Origin of the sequence: Hoeflea marina (genome assembly GCF_003182275.1) — a bacterium.
GTDB lineage: Bacteria > Pseudomonadota > Alphaproteobacteria > Rhizobiales > Rhizobiaceae > Hoeflea > Hoeflea marina.
Genome location: NZ_QGTR01000003.1, coordinates 876,824 through 893,639 on the forward strand (window position 1 = coordinate 876,824; position 16,816 = coordinate 893,639).

Genomic DNA, 16,816 nt, shown 5'->3' on the forward strand with positions numbered 1-16,816 from the left:
GAATTGGCAAAATTGATGTCAAGCATTCGGCGGGAAATATTATATATATTTCAGGTTGACATGGCTTTGGTCGGAAATCTAAACTCGTCATAGTATCTCATAAGTAATTCATCCAATGTGTGGGTCGCCGGCAAGTTATTCGCCCGCAGCCTTGCGGGCGAACGATGCCGAATACCGTCATCGCTTCGTCTTTTCGTGAATCGCCAACTCTTGGGAGACCGTGCATGTCCGACATTCTGATGCTGAAAGAAGCAGCCGCGTCCCAGGCCATCAGTCTGGTCCTGTTTTCCAAGGACCAGGCCGGAATCGATGTTCAATACACCACCTTCACCAACAACCGTCCGAAGGACTATTCCAACACGATCTATGTGTGGGAAGGCGGGCCGGACGTGCCGTGGCAGCGCATTGATTCCTTCGTCGGCGAATCGGTCATCGAAGGCAACACCTACACGGGGATCCAGCGGGTCAATTTCCCCTACGATGTCGGCAAGGACTACGTCGTCGGATATGCCGTGGCATCCACGCCCGGCGCGACCTGCTCCGCCCTGTACCTGCCCAAGGACAATCAGGAGACGACAAGCGAGAACCTGACCGTGGGTTTCTCGGCGATCGGACCCGGCGCCGTCAAGGTCAACTACCGCTGCCTGCCGCAATACAATCCTGTGGCGTTCAAGAACTGGGTCGGCATCTACAACGGGCCGCGGGCCGACTATGACGGCAAGCCGCTGGACGCCGCCAATGTCCCGTTCCCCAACACGAACGGGTCCGCCACGATTCCGATCCAGCTGCAGATCGGCGCCACCTATACGGTCGGCTATTACATGGTGCCGCTGGACAAGGGAAAGATATCGCTGGCCGCGCAGGTCACGTTCAACACCTGACCCTGGCCTGCCGAGGGCGCGCCCCTGCCGGCGGTGGCGGCAGGCGTCCGACACGGTCATGAAATGCCGGGTGGCACCGGCCGGAAGGCAGGTGCCACTCCCCTTCGAAACCCTGACAGCATCTGTCCGCCGATCCTCTCGGCGGCGCCGATCTGCCGTTTTCCGGGGTCATCAAGGTGGTGCAATTCACGCGCCTGAACGACACGACCGTCTATCTGTCCGGCAGCGACGCCGACGCAGGCTGGGCGTTCATCGTCTGCGCGAATGTCGACAGTCCCGACCCGGCTCAGCTGCCTCCCACTCCGCTGCCTTTGTCGCAGGCACTGGCCTACACGTCGAAGGACTGGGCGGGCAGTCTGGTCTATCTCGCCGCCCAGGCCGGGGCGGTGCGGGCCAGCCCCGCCGCAGCCACCGCCGCGATCGCCGCCCTGCTGAACACGACGTTCGGCGAACAGGGGGCACTGATCTTTCTTCCAAGCGGGGCGTTGATCGCGGAAGCCCCAGCGAAGCTGGTCACGCGGATCGGATCCACGCTTCAACTGGTGGCGCTCTCCAAGCGCAATGGCAAGGTGACGCCGAAGAGCTTCTTCGACGTGGTTCTCACCGGCATCCCCGGCGTATCTGCGGTGTTCAACCCCGGCTGCGTGCTGTCGGTCCCCGACGAGGCCACGGAAGGCCATATCCTGCTCACCGCCAATGCGAGCTCCACCCCCGTCGTCACGCTGGCCGGGCCATCGCAGCCGAGCCAGACACCGCCGCGGACCCCGAACGCCACCCTTCACTTCGAAGGATCCGCGCTCGGCGCGTTCCGGTTCGATGTCGAGATCGCGCAGCGGTCGCTGATCGATGATCTGAACATGGGGTTCCAGCTGGTCATCCCCAATCCGGTGCAGACCGGCGCTGGCAGCGGCGCGGATGCGGTTCCCTTTCTGGCCGCCTATCTGCCGCTGGCCGAACGGGGATCCGCCTCGCTCTTCGTGGTGTTCACCGGACAGGTGAACGTGATGAATCCGAACAACCTGCTGGCGCAGGCGGCCCAGACGGCCTTCTACTTCACCGGCCAGTCGATCACCGGCGCCGATTCGGTCGAGACCGTGCTGCGATCCTTCTACCGGTCCAACTACGGCAAGCCGGTCTCGCTGGTGCCCGCCGCCGCCGGGGCGATGCTTCCGGCGCTGGTGGTCAATCCCGGCAGGCAAAAGACGATCCTGCAGAACGGCTTCCGCTTCTCGCCGCAGGGCGATTTCCAGGTCCGGGTCGAGGGGACCGAGGCGGGTGAGCCGGCGGCGATCCTGTGCGGCCAGTCGGGAACGGAAACGGTGAGCTTCCTGGCCGGCACCGCCGACGCGCCGGCCGGCCAGCTGATCCGGTTCAGGAGCGGCATGCCCGCCAATGCGCCGGACTTCCCGCTGGCGCCGGTCTCACCGGTCGGGCCCCCGATCGATCCCAAGGCGGAACTGATGGACGATCAGTACCTGACCTCCTGGGTCAGCTTCCTGGCGCCATCGGGCATGGCCGGCGCTGGCGGACACTACGCCGCCGCGCCGAAGGGCGCCGAGCTCTTCGGCGCCGATGCGGGCACCGGAGCAACCGGCGCCCTGGGTCCGAAGGATCCCGGGGTGAGCCTGCCGCCGGACGCCAGCGTGGCGTTTCCGATGCCGCCGCTGGCCGGTTTCGTGGCCGGCGACAGCGTCCAGGACATGAGCAGCGCGGAGCTCGACCTGCTGCTGCAGCAGATCGTGGCGCCGACGCGCAAGAGCCGCATCACGGCGGCGCAGTCATCGGGTGCGGTGCGCCGGTCGGCCTCCCCGCGGCACACACTGATGCCGTCCGCGGCCCGCGACGCGGCCGAACTGACCAGCACCACCACTCCCACCGGTTTCATGACGCGTTACGATTCCGGTGGCGCATGGAAACAGCTTCTGCTGGGCCAGGTGATGGCCGATGGCACGGTGACCCGGCAGATGGGCTTCACCGGGCTCGACGAAGCGCTGCAGGCGGCGTTCCAGACCAACGACCAGTTCCTGGTCATCGCCAACAACGCCCATCTCGGCCCCTTCACCGACCCCGGCGCGCAGGATCCACCGGATCCGCCGCCGCATGCATTCATGCCGCCGGCGACGGTGGACATCGCCGACACACCCTATTTCTTCAACCGGATCGACATCGGCCAGTGGAGCTTCACGGCCCGGCCCGGGGTCGGCAATGCCTATGGCAGCTACCGCGACGTGATGATCGTCAAGGGGCTCAGGGGCAGGATCCTCGACGTCGAGGATGACGCGGTTCAGGACGCCAGTCTGCTCAAGAGCCCCGACAAGTGGACCATGAAGGAGGTCTTCGCCACCCCCGTCCCGGGCGATGCATCGCAACTCATCCCCCTGTCGGACTGGCTCGTCACCTATTGCCTGGAAGCCTACCGGAAGCGGGACAATCCGTATTTCGCCAAGTTCGCCAGGATCATCACCGACCCCGACTGGACTGGTGTGCTCATTCTCAAGGCCGGGATCGCGAAGGTGCCGGAAGACATCCAGGGCATCCTGGCGGGCGTCGAGGACCTGTCGGATTTCTATGCCCATCACATCGGAATCGACATCGGCCAGATCAACGCCGCCGATCCCGGCCAGCTGCAGCAGAAGGAGACGACGTCGATGTTCGGCCTCGTCTACTATGTCGACCCGCGCTATGACGACAGCCTGCCGCCGCACACGATCCCGCCGCTCGACCTCGCCGCGCCGCAGGACTTCACGCTGCTGACGCTGAAGGCGCTGTTCGAGAATTCGGCCATCCGCAAATTCGAAAGCCTGGCGCAGATGGTGCTCAACAGGCTCTTCGGCGCCGGCGTGCGGGAGATGGTCGACGTGCTGCCCGAAGGACCGCAGATCAACCGCAACAACGCGGTGCTGCTGGAAGGCGGGGTGCAGAGAAACGGCGATGCCACGCTCTATTCGCTGGCGTCGACATGGCCCAACCAGTTCTCCCTCGCCAACAACATCCTGACCTCGGTCGAGATCGACACCGCGGAAATGTCGACCCGCGACAGCGGCGCGACCTCGGGGGCGAGCGTGAGCTGGATCGGCATGACCGGGTTCATGAACTTCGCCATCGTGCCGGAAAACAAGGATGAAGGCCTGCCCGCCTTCGATGTCTTCTCCTACGGTCCGGAGGCGGATGCCCGGGACGCGCTGCGGCAGGGGCTGAACTTCGCCAATCTGGGACTGCAGATCACCACGCCGTCGGGTCCGGCGGACCCGGGCGATGCCCCCGCGCCGGTGCTGGTGATGGTCGAGGCGGAGATGTCGTTCAACAGCTCGACCAGCCATGCCCGGCAGAAGAGCCTCTACAGAAGCTTCCAGATGGAGCTGCTGGGGCTCGTCTCGGCCATGGCCAGCGGCGAGGCGAAAGCCGATCCGGCCAGTCTCGGCTACCTGCCGGCGGTCACGCAGTACAATCTGCGCGGGGTCGGGAGCGGCGGCTGGCACGGGCTCAACTTCAAGCTCAACCTCGGCACGCCGGGCGCCCTGGCGGGCAAGGTCAACCTTGACTCGAACCTGATGGCGGCCTGGGCCGATGACAGCGGCGCGACCCCGGGAGACGCGACACTGAAGGCGTCGGTCGGCATCCAGCTGCCCGGCGCCGGCGGCGGCGGCGAGCTGTTCAGCCTGCAGACGGTCATGAAGCTGTCGGTCGGGATGGTGCAGCTGTTCTACTCGCCGGCGTCGAAGGACCATCCCGACGAGCAACCGGGCGGGTTCCTGCTCCTGATCAACCAGATCGCGCTGAAGTTCTTCGGCCTGCTCAAGGTGCCGTCGAGCGGCAACACCGCCTTCTTCCTGTTCGGCGACCCCAGGGCCGGCGAGAGCACCGGGCTCGGATGGTTCGCGGTCTACAACAAGGCCAAGGAAGAGGCGAAGAAGGCTGCCGCCAAAGCGGAACTGCTCGAACATCAGGGGGACGGCGATGTTTGAGTTCCTGACAAACCTGTTTCCGTCCCTGCAGGCGACCACGGCGCAGTATTCGTCCGAGGCGATCAGGACGCAGATCCAGGCCTTCCAGCAGCTGATCAACAGGAATGAGGCGAAGTACAAGACCATCCGTCTCTGGGTCGATGCCGGCGCCAGCTATGGCCACCAGTCCTCGTCCGTCAACCTGATGTACCGGCTGGCGCGGCCGGCGACGGACGCCAATCTGACCTTCGGCTACACCGGCAGGATCGAGCTCTACTACCAGGAAGACGAGGAACTCGACAAGCTCAGGGATCTGATCCCGGAGCTCGCCGGGAACGCGCCATACAAGGTCGCCAACGCCACCATCGTGCCCATCAAGTTCAACAGCAACAGCCTGCCGGCCGAAACGATGGCCTTTGGCATGACGGGCGGCGCGTCGCAGTCGATCATCTATACCACGCAGCTCAATGTCGAGGTCTTCCTCAGGCTGCAGCCGTTCAACTGGCAAGGCTTTGAACAGATCAGTTTCGCCGACAGGAGCCGGGCGACGGTCGATCTTCTCCAGGTGGCCGAAGTCGGCGGCGAAGCGTTCAAGCGGCGCCTCTACACCGTGGACACCGGCTCCTACGATTCGGTGCCGTGGGACCTGTACCAGAACCCGTCCTACCCCCAGGACAAGCGCGACAAGATGAGAATCGTGCAGTACCTGACCAGCCCGGCCGTGCAGAAGGACTATGCCGTTCAGACGGTGTACAGCATCAAATCGATGAGTCCGCGCTTCAGCCAGGACACGGCTTTCGGCGCCTCGATGATCGTTGGCGGCGCGCTGGAATGGCAGACCGAGCGCACGTCGCAGACCACGGTGCCGACCAAGCTCTACAAGAAGGCCAAGCCGGTCATCATCGTCAATTTCGACGAGTTCGGTACATCCGAAACCTCGGCCGAGCCCGACCTGATGAAGGTCCTGACCGGCGGATTCGGTCCCAACGAGGCGGGCTTCAAGCTGAAGGTCACAAGCGGCACGGACCCGGACGCCACATCGAACTTCAAGCGCCGCAGCGCCTTCTTTGCGACCCTGCAGGCCGACCAGCGGCTGGAATATCTCAATTATCCGACGTCGCTGCAAACGGTGCAGACCGCCGTCGAGGCGCTGCAGCGCGCCACCGAGCCGCGCAGGATGGTGCTGTTCGTCCAGCTCGGCCGATCCTTCCCCGCCGGCTTCAGCCACGCGGTCTTCACCTCCGGCCTGGCGCCAATCTTCGAAGGCCAGAACACTGCCAATCTGTGCGTCAACATCGGCAGGCCCTATCTGCAACTGCCCGGCACCAACGATACCGACGAGGTCCGCAAGAAGATCTATCCCTCCGTCACCCTGTCGGACTACACCTCGCAATCCGTCCCGGAGGGGCTGCTGGCGATCTCGTCGCAGGTCTCCAGATCGCCCGAGATCTGGCCCGCCTCCAATCAGGAGGCGCCGCCGACGATCATCGGCCGCTTCATGCAGCAGTACACCGACGAGACCGGCGACACCGGCACAATCCGTCGATACTTCCTGGCGCTCAGGACCTTTTTTGCCAATGCGACGCAGGACAAGCTGGCGCTGGCGGTGGCCTACATGACGTCGCAGCTCGCGGCGCCGGTGAACGGTCTGCGGGTGGAGGAAGACGTCAACCCGCTGGACGACCTGTACGCGAAGATCAAAGCAGCGGTCGATGCCGGAGGCGCCATCGACCTGGTGCCGGGCGTGCTGAAATTCGGCACCATTCCCGATTTCATCAGGAGTCTGCTCAAGGACTACGGCGCCGCGCTGACGCTGACCCGGGCCACCAGCTTCGAACCCGCGGCCAAGCCGGCAACCCTGACAACGATCACGCTTGCCGGCCCGACAGCGGCGTTCCAGCCTCTCGGCATCCCCTGTGACGTCGACATCGAGTTCACCGCGCCCGGCAACGTGCTCGCCGCGGCGATCGTCTTCAAGGTTCCCGGAGACTGGACCATGCCCGGGGCGCCCTGGATGGTCTTCCGCGACCCCTATATCGGGTTGACGCTGTCGGACGGCAAAAATCTCATCGCCGCCAGAATGGGAGGAACCTATCCGGCGCTGGAAAGCAAGACGCCGGCCATTGTCGCCGATCTGGCGATCCTCGTCGGCGGAGCCGAGAACGCCTGGCCGGCCAGCCTGAAATTCCGCGACACCTATCCCAGCATCGCCGCCGCCTACCAGCTGCTGACGGGCTACAACGTCATTGCAAGTCTGCCGGCGCCTTTCAACGTGCTGGCCGACCTCGGTGTCAGCGATATCGAGGTCGACTACGATTTCAAGGCGGAAACCGTCGGCACGCTGACCGTCATCGCAGAGAACAACACCGAGGATCTGCCGCTGTTCGGCGGGCTGAGCCTGCACTCGAGCAAGATCACCGCCATCGTCACCCAGCCGACCGGCGCGCGCAAGCTCAGCGTCGGGGCCTCGGCGAAGTTCAATGTCGGCGCCGTCGATCCGGCGGTGATCAGCGTCACGGTGGCCTATCCCGACGTGGTGCTGCAGGGCTCGCTGGACTCCGGGGTGCTGACGATCTCCAAGGTCGTGGAGACCTTCGTGCCCGGCGTCGACATGATGCTGCCGCACGAACCGGTCATCGACATGTTCTCGTTCATGTATGACCGTCCGAACGACAATCTGGCCGTCGGCATGAACATGACGATGGACGGTTGGGACTTCGTCTTCCCGTTCACCTCGACGCCGCTGTTCTCGCTTGATCGCGTCGGCTTCGCGATCAGCCGCAACAAGGGGATCAACACCGGCAACATCACCGCCGAGACCACCTTGCTGCCCTCCAGCACCGCCCCGATAGGAGTCGAGATCGGCGCCTTCTACCGCGCCGACAAGAGCTGGCTGTTCAAGGCCGCGACCACCACACTGGTCGATCTCGATGCGCTGGTGGCCGAATATCTGGGCGAGGCATGGGTGCCTTCGTCCATCAGCTTTCCTGAGCTCAAGGATGTCAGCGTCGAGCTGGTCTGGGGTGAAGGCGCCGGCGGCGCTGGCGCCAGAACGTTCGAATTCAAGGCCAAGACCGCCACGCCCTGGGAGCCGATCCCGGTGCTGGGCAGCCAGCTGTCGGCGACCTTCGACCTGACGCTGGGCTACGGACCCTCCAAGCCTTCGACGGCGCTCTGGGCCCCGGACAGGCGGGTCCGCCAGCGCGTTCCGGGCGGCACCGCCGTGCTGATGCTCCCGGCGCCGCCTGCACTGATGGCGACGACAGACGGGCTCTACGGCAAGCTGCTGGCCGACGTGACGCTGTGGAACATCCATCTGAGCATCGAGTACGATTTCGCTCCGGAAGTGCAGAAGGTCATCGTCATCTGGACCGATGTCGGCCTGAAGGCGGTGGTCGAGACCGCGGCCAAGGACGATCCGGCCAACAGGATCACCAAGGGCGACACCATCGCCACCTTCTCGCTCGACGGAGAGAGCGTGGGGTCGCTGGTCGAGAAATTCGTCGGCTGGGCCACCGGCACCGAATTCGGGCTGGTGTCGCCCTGGAACATCCTCGACGACATCAAGCTTTCCGCCCTGAGCGTCATCTACAACTTCACCACGCGCCGGGTGTCCTTTGCCATCGGAATCGGCCCGATCGATCTCGGGCTGTTCACGCTCAAGGGCATATCGCTCGCCTACAACTCCGACGGGAACGGCGCGGACGAGGCCGACGGAAACCCGAAGAACAAGGTCGCCATCACCATCGACGGCTCCTTTGTCTGGGACAGTGGCGACGCCATCAGCTGGGCCCCGGACGATCCCAACTCCACGCCGGCGCCTCCCGGTGGGGGAAACAAGTATGTCGACCTGCGGCTGCTGGCGCTGGGCCAGCATGTCGAGGTGCAGGGTCTGACCCAGGCCAAATCCGTCGTCGACGTCATCGACATGCTCGAGAAGCTGAACCTGCCCGAACCGCCGGAGATTCCGCTGGGCGGCGACGGCCAGCCGCTGTTCGCGCCGCAGAGCTCGTGGTTCGTCGGGATGGATTTCGGGGTGCTCAAGGTCGAGAAGAAGGCGCCCGGCAGCCGCGCCGACGGCGGAACCGCCCTTGTCCCGCGCGGAGCCACCGACGCGGTGGGCGCCGAAGGTGACGAGGCCGAATACTTCATCTCGCTGTCGGTCGTCTTCAACGACCCCAAGCTCTATGCGCTCAGGATCGCGCTGGCCGGGCCGATGGCCAAGATCTTCGCCGGGCTGGATTTTCAGATCATGTACCAGCAGGTGTCGCAGAATGTGGGCAGATACTCCGCCTCCATCGTGCTGCCGGACATCATGCGCAAACTCCAGATCGGCGTCGCGTCGATCACGCTGCCGACATTCGCCATCGAGATCTACACCAACGGGGACTTCCAGGTCGACATCGGCTTTCCGTGGGACGAGGATTTCTCCCGCTCGTTCTCGATCGAGCTCCAGGCCGGGCCGTTTCCGGTCATGGGCTCGGCCGGATTCTACTTCGGCAAGCTGTCGTCGGCGACGACCAACAAGGTTCCCGGCGGCCCGAACGTGCCGGGCTGGTTCAACCCGGTCATCGTCTTCGGATTCGGCGCGCAGGTCGGACTGGGCAAATCCATCGAGATGGGCATCCTCAAGGCCGGGTTCAGCCTGACCGTGTTCGGCATCATCGAAGGCGTCATCGCCCGCTGGCTGCCCTATCAGGGGCCGACCCACGAAGGAGTCCCGGCGGAGCTCCAGGACGGCTACTATTTCTCCCTGACCGGAACGCTCGGAATCCAGGGCCGGCTTTATGGCTCGGTCAACTTCGCCATCATCTCGGCCGATCTCGACATCCGGATCTCGATCTTCGTCCGCGTGACCTTTGCCAGCTATGAACCCATCCCGCTGATGGTGCAGGCGCTGGTTGACGTCAGCCTGGCGCTGAAGATCAATCTGGGGCTGTTCAAGATCACGATCCACCTCTCCTTCAAGGCCACGGTGAAAGCCGAGTTCCGCATCGCCAACCCGATGAAGGGTCCGGCGCCCTGGGCTCCGACCATGCTGTCGGCGCAGTCCATGCGGATGATGTTGTCCGGCCCGGATGCGCTGGCGGCGCGGGCCACAAGCAAGCTGGAGGCGCTCGGTTCGGTCGGCAAACCGGCCGACGGTCCCTGGGCGCCGGGCTACACCCCGAACTGGACGAACCTGCAGCCGGGCTCGCCGCTCAGCATGACCGGCTACATGGTGCCGGCGCTCACCGTGGTGGGCGACGCCGCCGCCACGCCGCAGGAGCAGCCGGCCGCCTATGTGCTGGGCTTCTACCTGCACGACGTGCCGCCGGTGCACACCGGGTCCGAAGCCATGCTGACGGCCGCTCTCGACCCCTCGGCCGAGCTGGTGGCGCCGCACCGGGTGGCGTCGGCGGCCCATGCACGGGCCCGCGGCGATCGCAGGACGACGGCGGACAGCAATTCGTTCGAGGATCTGGCAGTGCGCATCCTGCAATGGGCGCTGGCCGCCGGGCTTGACGGGCCGGTCACGCCCGAGGGCGTCGACGCGGTGACCATCTCCGACGTCAAGCTGCAGGAGATGCTGGACTATTTCAGCAACGAGGCCAATCCTCAGCCGATCGGCGTGGCGCAGATCAACGCCTTCCTCACCGCGCAGAGCAGCTTCGACTTCCGTCTCAAGCAGGATGCCGATCCCGACGGCGCGGTCCCCGTCGTCTTCTTCCCCGTGGTGCCGGCGCTGACCATGGACATGCCCGCCTTCAACGGCGGCACCGGCTACAGCTACGCCTTCGGCGCGGCAAACAGCTCGAGCCCCGGATTCCTCATCGCGCTCAATGCCTATTTCAATCAGCTCAAGGTCCAGATCGAGGCGGAGAACCCGCCGCCGGCCATGCTGGCGAGTGCGGAGGCCGACGGCCCCTCGATCGCCGAATATGTCTTCACCGACTATTTCGTGATGATCGTGCGCCAGGGGCTGCAGGCGATGCGCGACGGCCTGGCGAATTTCCTGCTGCCGCTGGCGGACTGGCCGGATGCGACCCCGCTTGCGCTCGTCGACGAGATCAGCCGCCATGATCCCTACAGCCTGGCGGAGCTCTTCGCCGCCAATCCGACCCACCCGCTGAGCCCCGCCGCAGGCTCCATGACCATCGCCGGCATGCACTGGCAAAGCGCCGGCGGCCAGAGCTTCGCCGACATTGCCGGCCTCGACGTCTTCGGCGGCGTCTTCAGCGGCGCGGCGCTGGCGCTGGCCAATGCCGATGATGCACGGGTCATCGCGGCCGGCCAGCTCATCGTGGCCAATGGCCGCTCCCATCTGACGCAGACCGGGGACAGCCTGAGCAGCATCGCGGCCGCGCTGGACCTCGCCGATGCCGCCGCCCTGATCGCCGCCGATCCGGCCATCGTCAGTTCGGCAACCTTGCTCGAGGCGCAGTCGATCCTCGCCATTCCGGACTTCGGGCACAAGATTGCGGACGGCGACACGCTGGAAGCGGTCGGGCAGCGCTATTCGCTGGACCTTACCGCGCTGGCAACGCCTGCAAATGGCGGGATCGCCGGCCTGTTCGCGGTTGCGGCGGACGCCATGACGCTCAACGTCCCGCACCTGATGCAGTACGCCATCGGGGATCTCATCGATGAGATGCGCCGATCGCTGGCGCTGCAGCATATAGGCGCGATGATGTCGCGCTATTACCTGCACGGTCTGCGCCTGCCGACACGCTTTGACAACGGCGGCGAAAAGCTCACGCCCGCGCCAGACGTTCCCTTTGCGGCCGCCGGGGCCTATCCCGCGGATCTGGGCCTGTTCGCGCTCACCGGCCAGACCGTGCCGCTGCCCCCGATCCCCGATCCGGCCGGGCAGCCAGAGGGTCCCTATTTCAGCTTCACGATCGCCATTCCAGACGGCGCGGCGGATCTCGGCTGGCTGAGGCTGGGCGGCGCCACGCAGATGGTCTACACGCTGGACGCGGCCTTCGGCAATTCCCGCTACCAGCAGCTGGCGGCAGTGGCGGCGGCCGCCCATGCCGGCTACCTGTCGATGGACTCCTCGCCGATCACCCCGCTCACGGCCGCAGCGGTGGCGCCGTCGCAGTTCCCGCTCTCACGGGAAATCCCGTGGCAGGCCGCCACCGGCATCGACCTGCCGATGCAGTCCGCCCCGCCCGAGACGCCGCGGCCGCGGATGTGGTCGCTGCCCAGTCCGCTGATCAACAAGCCCAACGACAAGGGAGTGCTGCCGACGATGCAGCTGGTGCTGGCGCGCACGGACGAGGCGCGCGGCACGACCGTCGAGACGCCGGTGGGGAATTACGGCTTCGGGTCGCTGATATCGTTCACGATCAAGAAACTCACGGATACGGAGGCCACGGGGCCGGTGGCCCGCAGCTATGAGATCGTCGGAGCGCCCGAGAGCGAGATCGTGCTGATGGAGCGGATGCTCGACCAGTTGACCGACAAGCCGGCAGGCTTCGACCAGGTCGGGCTGTTCTACCGGCCGATCCCCACCGGCTCGGAGGCGGCGGGCTGGCAGTCGGACGATCCGTCCGGCACGCTGATGGCGATCACCCAGACCAATCTGTCGACCGAGACGCGCCCGCCGAGCAGCGCCGCCGCGGTCCGGGGCCTGCGCGACACACCGTCCTTCCCCAACCTGATCGGCACGCCCAACGACTTCGCGCGGCTCTTGTGGGAGGCGAGCATCACCCGCCAGGGCGGATTCTTCCTGACCTATTCGACCGGCGGCGACGCCGATCCGAAAGGCCTGCCCGATCACATCTTCAATGACCGCTGGGAGGCCGAGGTCGCCTTCTTCGCCCTGTTCAACATCGCCGGCGAGGCCGGGCTCACTCTCGCCAACTTCATGAATGTCGCAGTCACCAACCAGGGCTTCGACCTCTCCGCGGCGGCGCTGATCGCCAAGGCCGTAGCCGTGCCGGTCGCGCAGGCGCGCGCCTTCGTGCCGGGCACCGATACGCTGGCGAGCTATGCCGCCGGCTACTATATGGGCGTCGGCGTGCTGGTGGCCGAGAACCGCGACGCGGCGCTGGCCGCCGGAACCGCACTGGTGGTGGAGGGCGGGCTCTATCAGGCGCCGCCGGTCCCGCCCGCAAACCCCGACCCGGCCAATCCGGGAGGTGTCCTGACGCTGATCGCCGAGCATTTCGGCACGACGGTCGATGCCATCCAGAGGGTGAATGCGGGGGGAACAACTCTGCCTTCGACGCTGGCGCCGCTGACCGCGATCCGCCTGCCGCGACTCGATCTGGTCGCAGGCACCTCGCCGGGCACAGCCAGCTTCGGCGCCATTGCGGATTACTACGGCGCGCCGCTTGCGACTCTGGCCGCCACCAATGCGGATGCCAGCGCCTTTGCGGCGGGCCCGCTTGCCGCAACGATCGGACCCGTCACGCTGGTGCCGACCCTTGCCGAAGGGGTCGCCGGCGTCACGCTGCAGCGCCCCGAGCCGCAGGTGCCCGACAGCGTCGACGGCGCATGGGGCACCGCCTATCTCAGGCAGAGCTTCAGCCTGCTCGGCTACCGCATCGCTGCCAACACCGGCAACTCCTATTTCGAAACCTCCAACTGGGGGCTGCCCGCCGGCCCGATCGACCCGGACGCGCAAAGCAGCGGCGACAAGCTCCAGGCGCCGAGCTCGCGGGCGGCCGATGCCACGTGGAAATTCAGTGTCACCGTGCCCTATGCGCAGGTGCTCGCCAACGGCGATCCGGCGGCAAGCCCCTATCTCGGGATCGGCAGCGTGCTGAGCCTCGACATGGCCTGGCTGGATATCTACGGCAACCGCATCCAGTCGGAGTTTCTCAACCCGGCGCCGCCCGCGGGGGCCGCGCGCAACCAGCCCCCGCAGATCACCGGCTACACCGAGCGGCTCAACGGCGTGGGCCAGTGGCCGGCGGTCGCCAACAGCTATCGCATGACCGGCCAGCCCGGCGCGCCCCGGCTGGAGGTCACGCTGGGCTTCGACGCCACCACTTTCGTCAAGGCTTCGCAAGAGGCGCAGAGTTCCGATCCGGACGTGTCGGAAGCCGGCAAACGGACATTGGCGCAGGCGATCAACGCCTATTCCCGGATCGTCGCGCAACTGGCCGATCCGGCGGGCATCGACGTGGCTGTGACCTGTTCGATGGTCCCGGCGGAATGCTGGACGATCCCCAGCGGCGACAGTGCGAGCCCGGCCGGCCTGCTCAAATGGGCCGGCGACATCCTGGCGTTCCTGAAGGCCCTGCCGACCGAGCCGCCCGAGGACCCCTGTCGTGCGCCGGCGGCGCCGGATCCCGTGCCCGCCTTCACCAGCTCGCACGACCTGGCCGGCGCGGCGATCTGCGGCGACCAGATCTTCAAGCTGACGGCGGCCCTGACGCTGCAGCGCCGGCCGGATCTGGTCAACGGCGACCTGCGGACGGCGCCGGGCGTCACTCGCGCGGCCACGCTGCTGGCGCCCTTCACCGGAACGCTCGACTCCGCGCAGGCCGCGCAGCAGCGAGGGCTGGAGCTGTTCGCGGCCGAGTTTGCCGCGGCCTTCGCATCGGAGGACGGGCACGGTTTCCGCATCGCCACCGGGTCCGACCGCAACGTGTTCGCGGGCGCCGGCAACAAGCCGCTCTGGGTTGTCCAGATCGGCACTGTCGCCGGCACCGACGCAATCAGCTTCGAAGTCACCGACCCCGGCAATCCGCTGGTCTATGCGCCGCGGCCGATCTCCAACACGCTCAGATCCAAGGCAGAGACCCAAATCCTGCCCTACAGCACCGGCACCCCGATCGATCCGGCCGGCAAGCCGGAGCTCAGATCCTTCTCCTCCATCGACCTCGATCGCTGGATGCGGACGGCACTGGCCTACATCGATGCGCTGCTGGTGCCGAAATACGTCACGCCCGCCGACATCCTGTCGCGCAACATCGAAGCGGTGGAACCGGGCGCGCCGGATGCGCTGGAGGCGGTCCTGGAGGCCAAGAAGGCACTGGCCGAGGCGCTGAAATTCCTGATGATACCGGTCTACGATGGCGAAAGCCCGGATGCCGTGCAGTTGGCCGGCATCCAGGAAGCCTTCAACCAGGCGATGCTGGGCTCGCTGGGGCAGTTCTATGCGGTCAAGGCGGGGGTGCAGTTCAAGGCGGACGTCGCGGCCGCGATCAAGGCGCAACCCGGTGCGCAGGAGCCGCCGCGGATCTATGGCGACATCATCCAGCGCCCGCCGCCCGTATCATCCCTGGTCGACGCCTCGGAGCCGACGTCCGAGCGCAACATCACCGTGTCGTCGCCGAAGCTGGAGCTGCGCTTCGCGGGCGCAACGGCGGGTCCGTCCTATCTCAGTTCGCTCGTCAGCTCGACCTCGGTCGAGGCCAAGCGCATCTCCCTGACGCTCGATTACGAGGGTCAGAATATCGAGCATGAGATCGGCAGCCTGCCCGGCATCAAGGGCTACAAGCCCTCGACCTGGCTCAGCTTCGTCGACATCGATGCGGGCGTGACCGGGGCTCCGTTCGAGGCGGCGCTGGGGACATTCGATGTGCCCATCGTGGTGCGGGCCTTCCCTGAGATGCCGGCGCTGGTCAGCCAGGACAGCGGCGGCGCGCCGGTGTCGCCCTGCTATCAACCGCGCGGCAGCGCAACCGACGTCGGCAGCTACAACCCGCTGGCTGCGGTGACGCAATGGTCCTACAGCTTCGTCTATTCCATGCAGATCCACCAGCAGCAGGACGAGGTGCACGGAACGGTCAGCTTCAACCGGCCGGATCCGGCCATGATGATGAAGGCCGAGCCCCTGCCGCGCGATCTGTTCGACAACCTCGCCCAGTTCGTCCAGGTCTATCCCAGGGTGCTCGGCGACCTGGACGCCTTCCTGGCGCCGATCGACGTCGGCACCACCGATCCGACGCAATTGCGGAACGCGCAGGCCGCGCTGCAGTCGGCAGCCACGATGATCGGGATGCTGGCCGATACCGCCGGCAAGCCGCTCAACGCGGACGGCTTCACGCTCGGCCGCCGGAACATCGGTCTTGATCTCACAGCCGGAGGCAATGGCGAGCCCGGTCTGCCGGTGTCCTTCGTGATCTCCGAAGGCAGCAAGGAGGTGGTCGAGGGCGAGGACCGGATCGAGGCACTGGAGGTCACGCTGACGCTGCCGAAACCGTTGCCGCCGCGGGTCGGAACCCCCTTCGTGCAGATCGAGGGCTTCAGCTGCGAACGCCAGGCCGGTGGCACGGCCACGCAAGCGAGCTTCCTCTACCGCAAGGGAGATGACTATCTGACGGCCGCCGCGGGCCGGACGATTCCGGCCCGGACCTTCGTCCTGCCGGATCTCGGCATCATCGAACGGCAGGACGCGCAGACCGCCGTCCACCTGACACGCAACGCCGATATCGTCCCCGGCAAGACCATCGCCGAGCCGTTCGTCTACCGGACTCCCGACATCTCTTTCGAGGCGCCGCTGCATCCGACGATTGTCAGCGACACGCCGATCAACATGGCGACGATCCTGTCCGACGGCCCGTCCCAGCCGCTGCGGCGCAGCCTGCCCGATCAGCTGGCCGCGCTCTACAGCGCGCTGTTTGCCGATTCGGGCACCGCCAGCGCGACACTGCAGCTCAGCCTGTATTACAGCTATTCGATCAATCCCGCCGTGGCGCCGGTGCGGCTGCCGGTCTTCCTGATGCCGCCGAGACGGATCGCGCTGCCCGATGACGGCGTGTTCACCGCCACCACCGAGCCGATCCCGGCGCAGGCTGCCGCCTGGGAGGCCTGGTTCGGGACCCACCTGCCCTCGACCACCGAAGGCCGGCTGCTGTTCGACCTGACGGTGATGTCGGACCTGACGGCACAGCCGATGCCGACGCTGAAACTGACGGGGATCTATCTGGATTACCAGGACATCGCGTGACCAGGGGGCGTCGGTGTGCGGATTGAAAGCCGGTCCGCTTGCTGCGGATCCATTCGGATATGCAGCCCTGCTCGCCGTTGACGACAAACATCATGTCGTCG

At 66.0% G+C, this 16,816-nt stretch carries 3 protein-coding genes; all 3 read left to right on the plus strand.

What is annotated here, in order from left to right; all coding sequences use genetic code 11:
- The first annotated feature begins 224 nt into the window (after positions 1–224).
- Positions 225–881, plus strand: coding sequence for a hypothetical protein (locus tag DFR52_RS15325; RefSeq protein ID WP_110032804.1), 657 nt, complete (start codon positions 225–227; stop codon positions 879–881).
- A 179-nt stretch (positions 882–1,060) separates the two neighbouring features.
- On the plus strand, positions 1,061–4,846 hold the full coding sequence (locus DFR52_RS15330; RefSeq protein ID WP_110032805.1) for a hypothetical protein: 3,786 nt from the start codon (positions 1,061–1,063) through the stop codon (positions 4,844–4,846).
- Positions 4,839–16,715, plus strand: coding sequence for a hypothetical protein (locus DFR52_RS15335; protein WP_110032806.1), 11,877 nt, complete (start codon positions 4,839–4,841; stop codon positions 16,713–16,715). Before DFR52_RS15330 ends, DFR52_RS15335 begins: the two co-directional genes overlap by 8 nt.
- Positions 16,716–16,816: the final 101 nt, after the last annotated feature.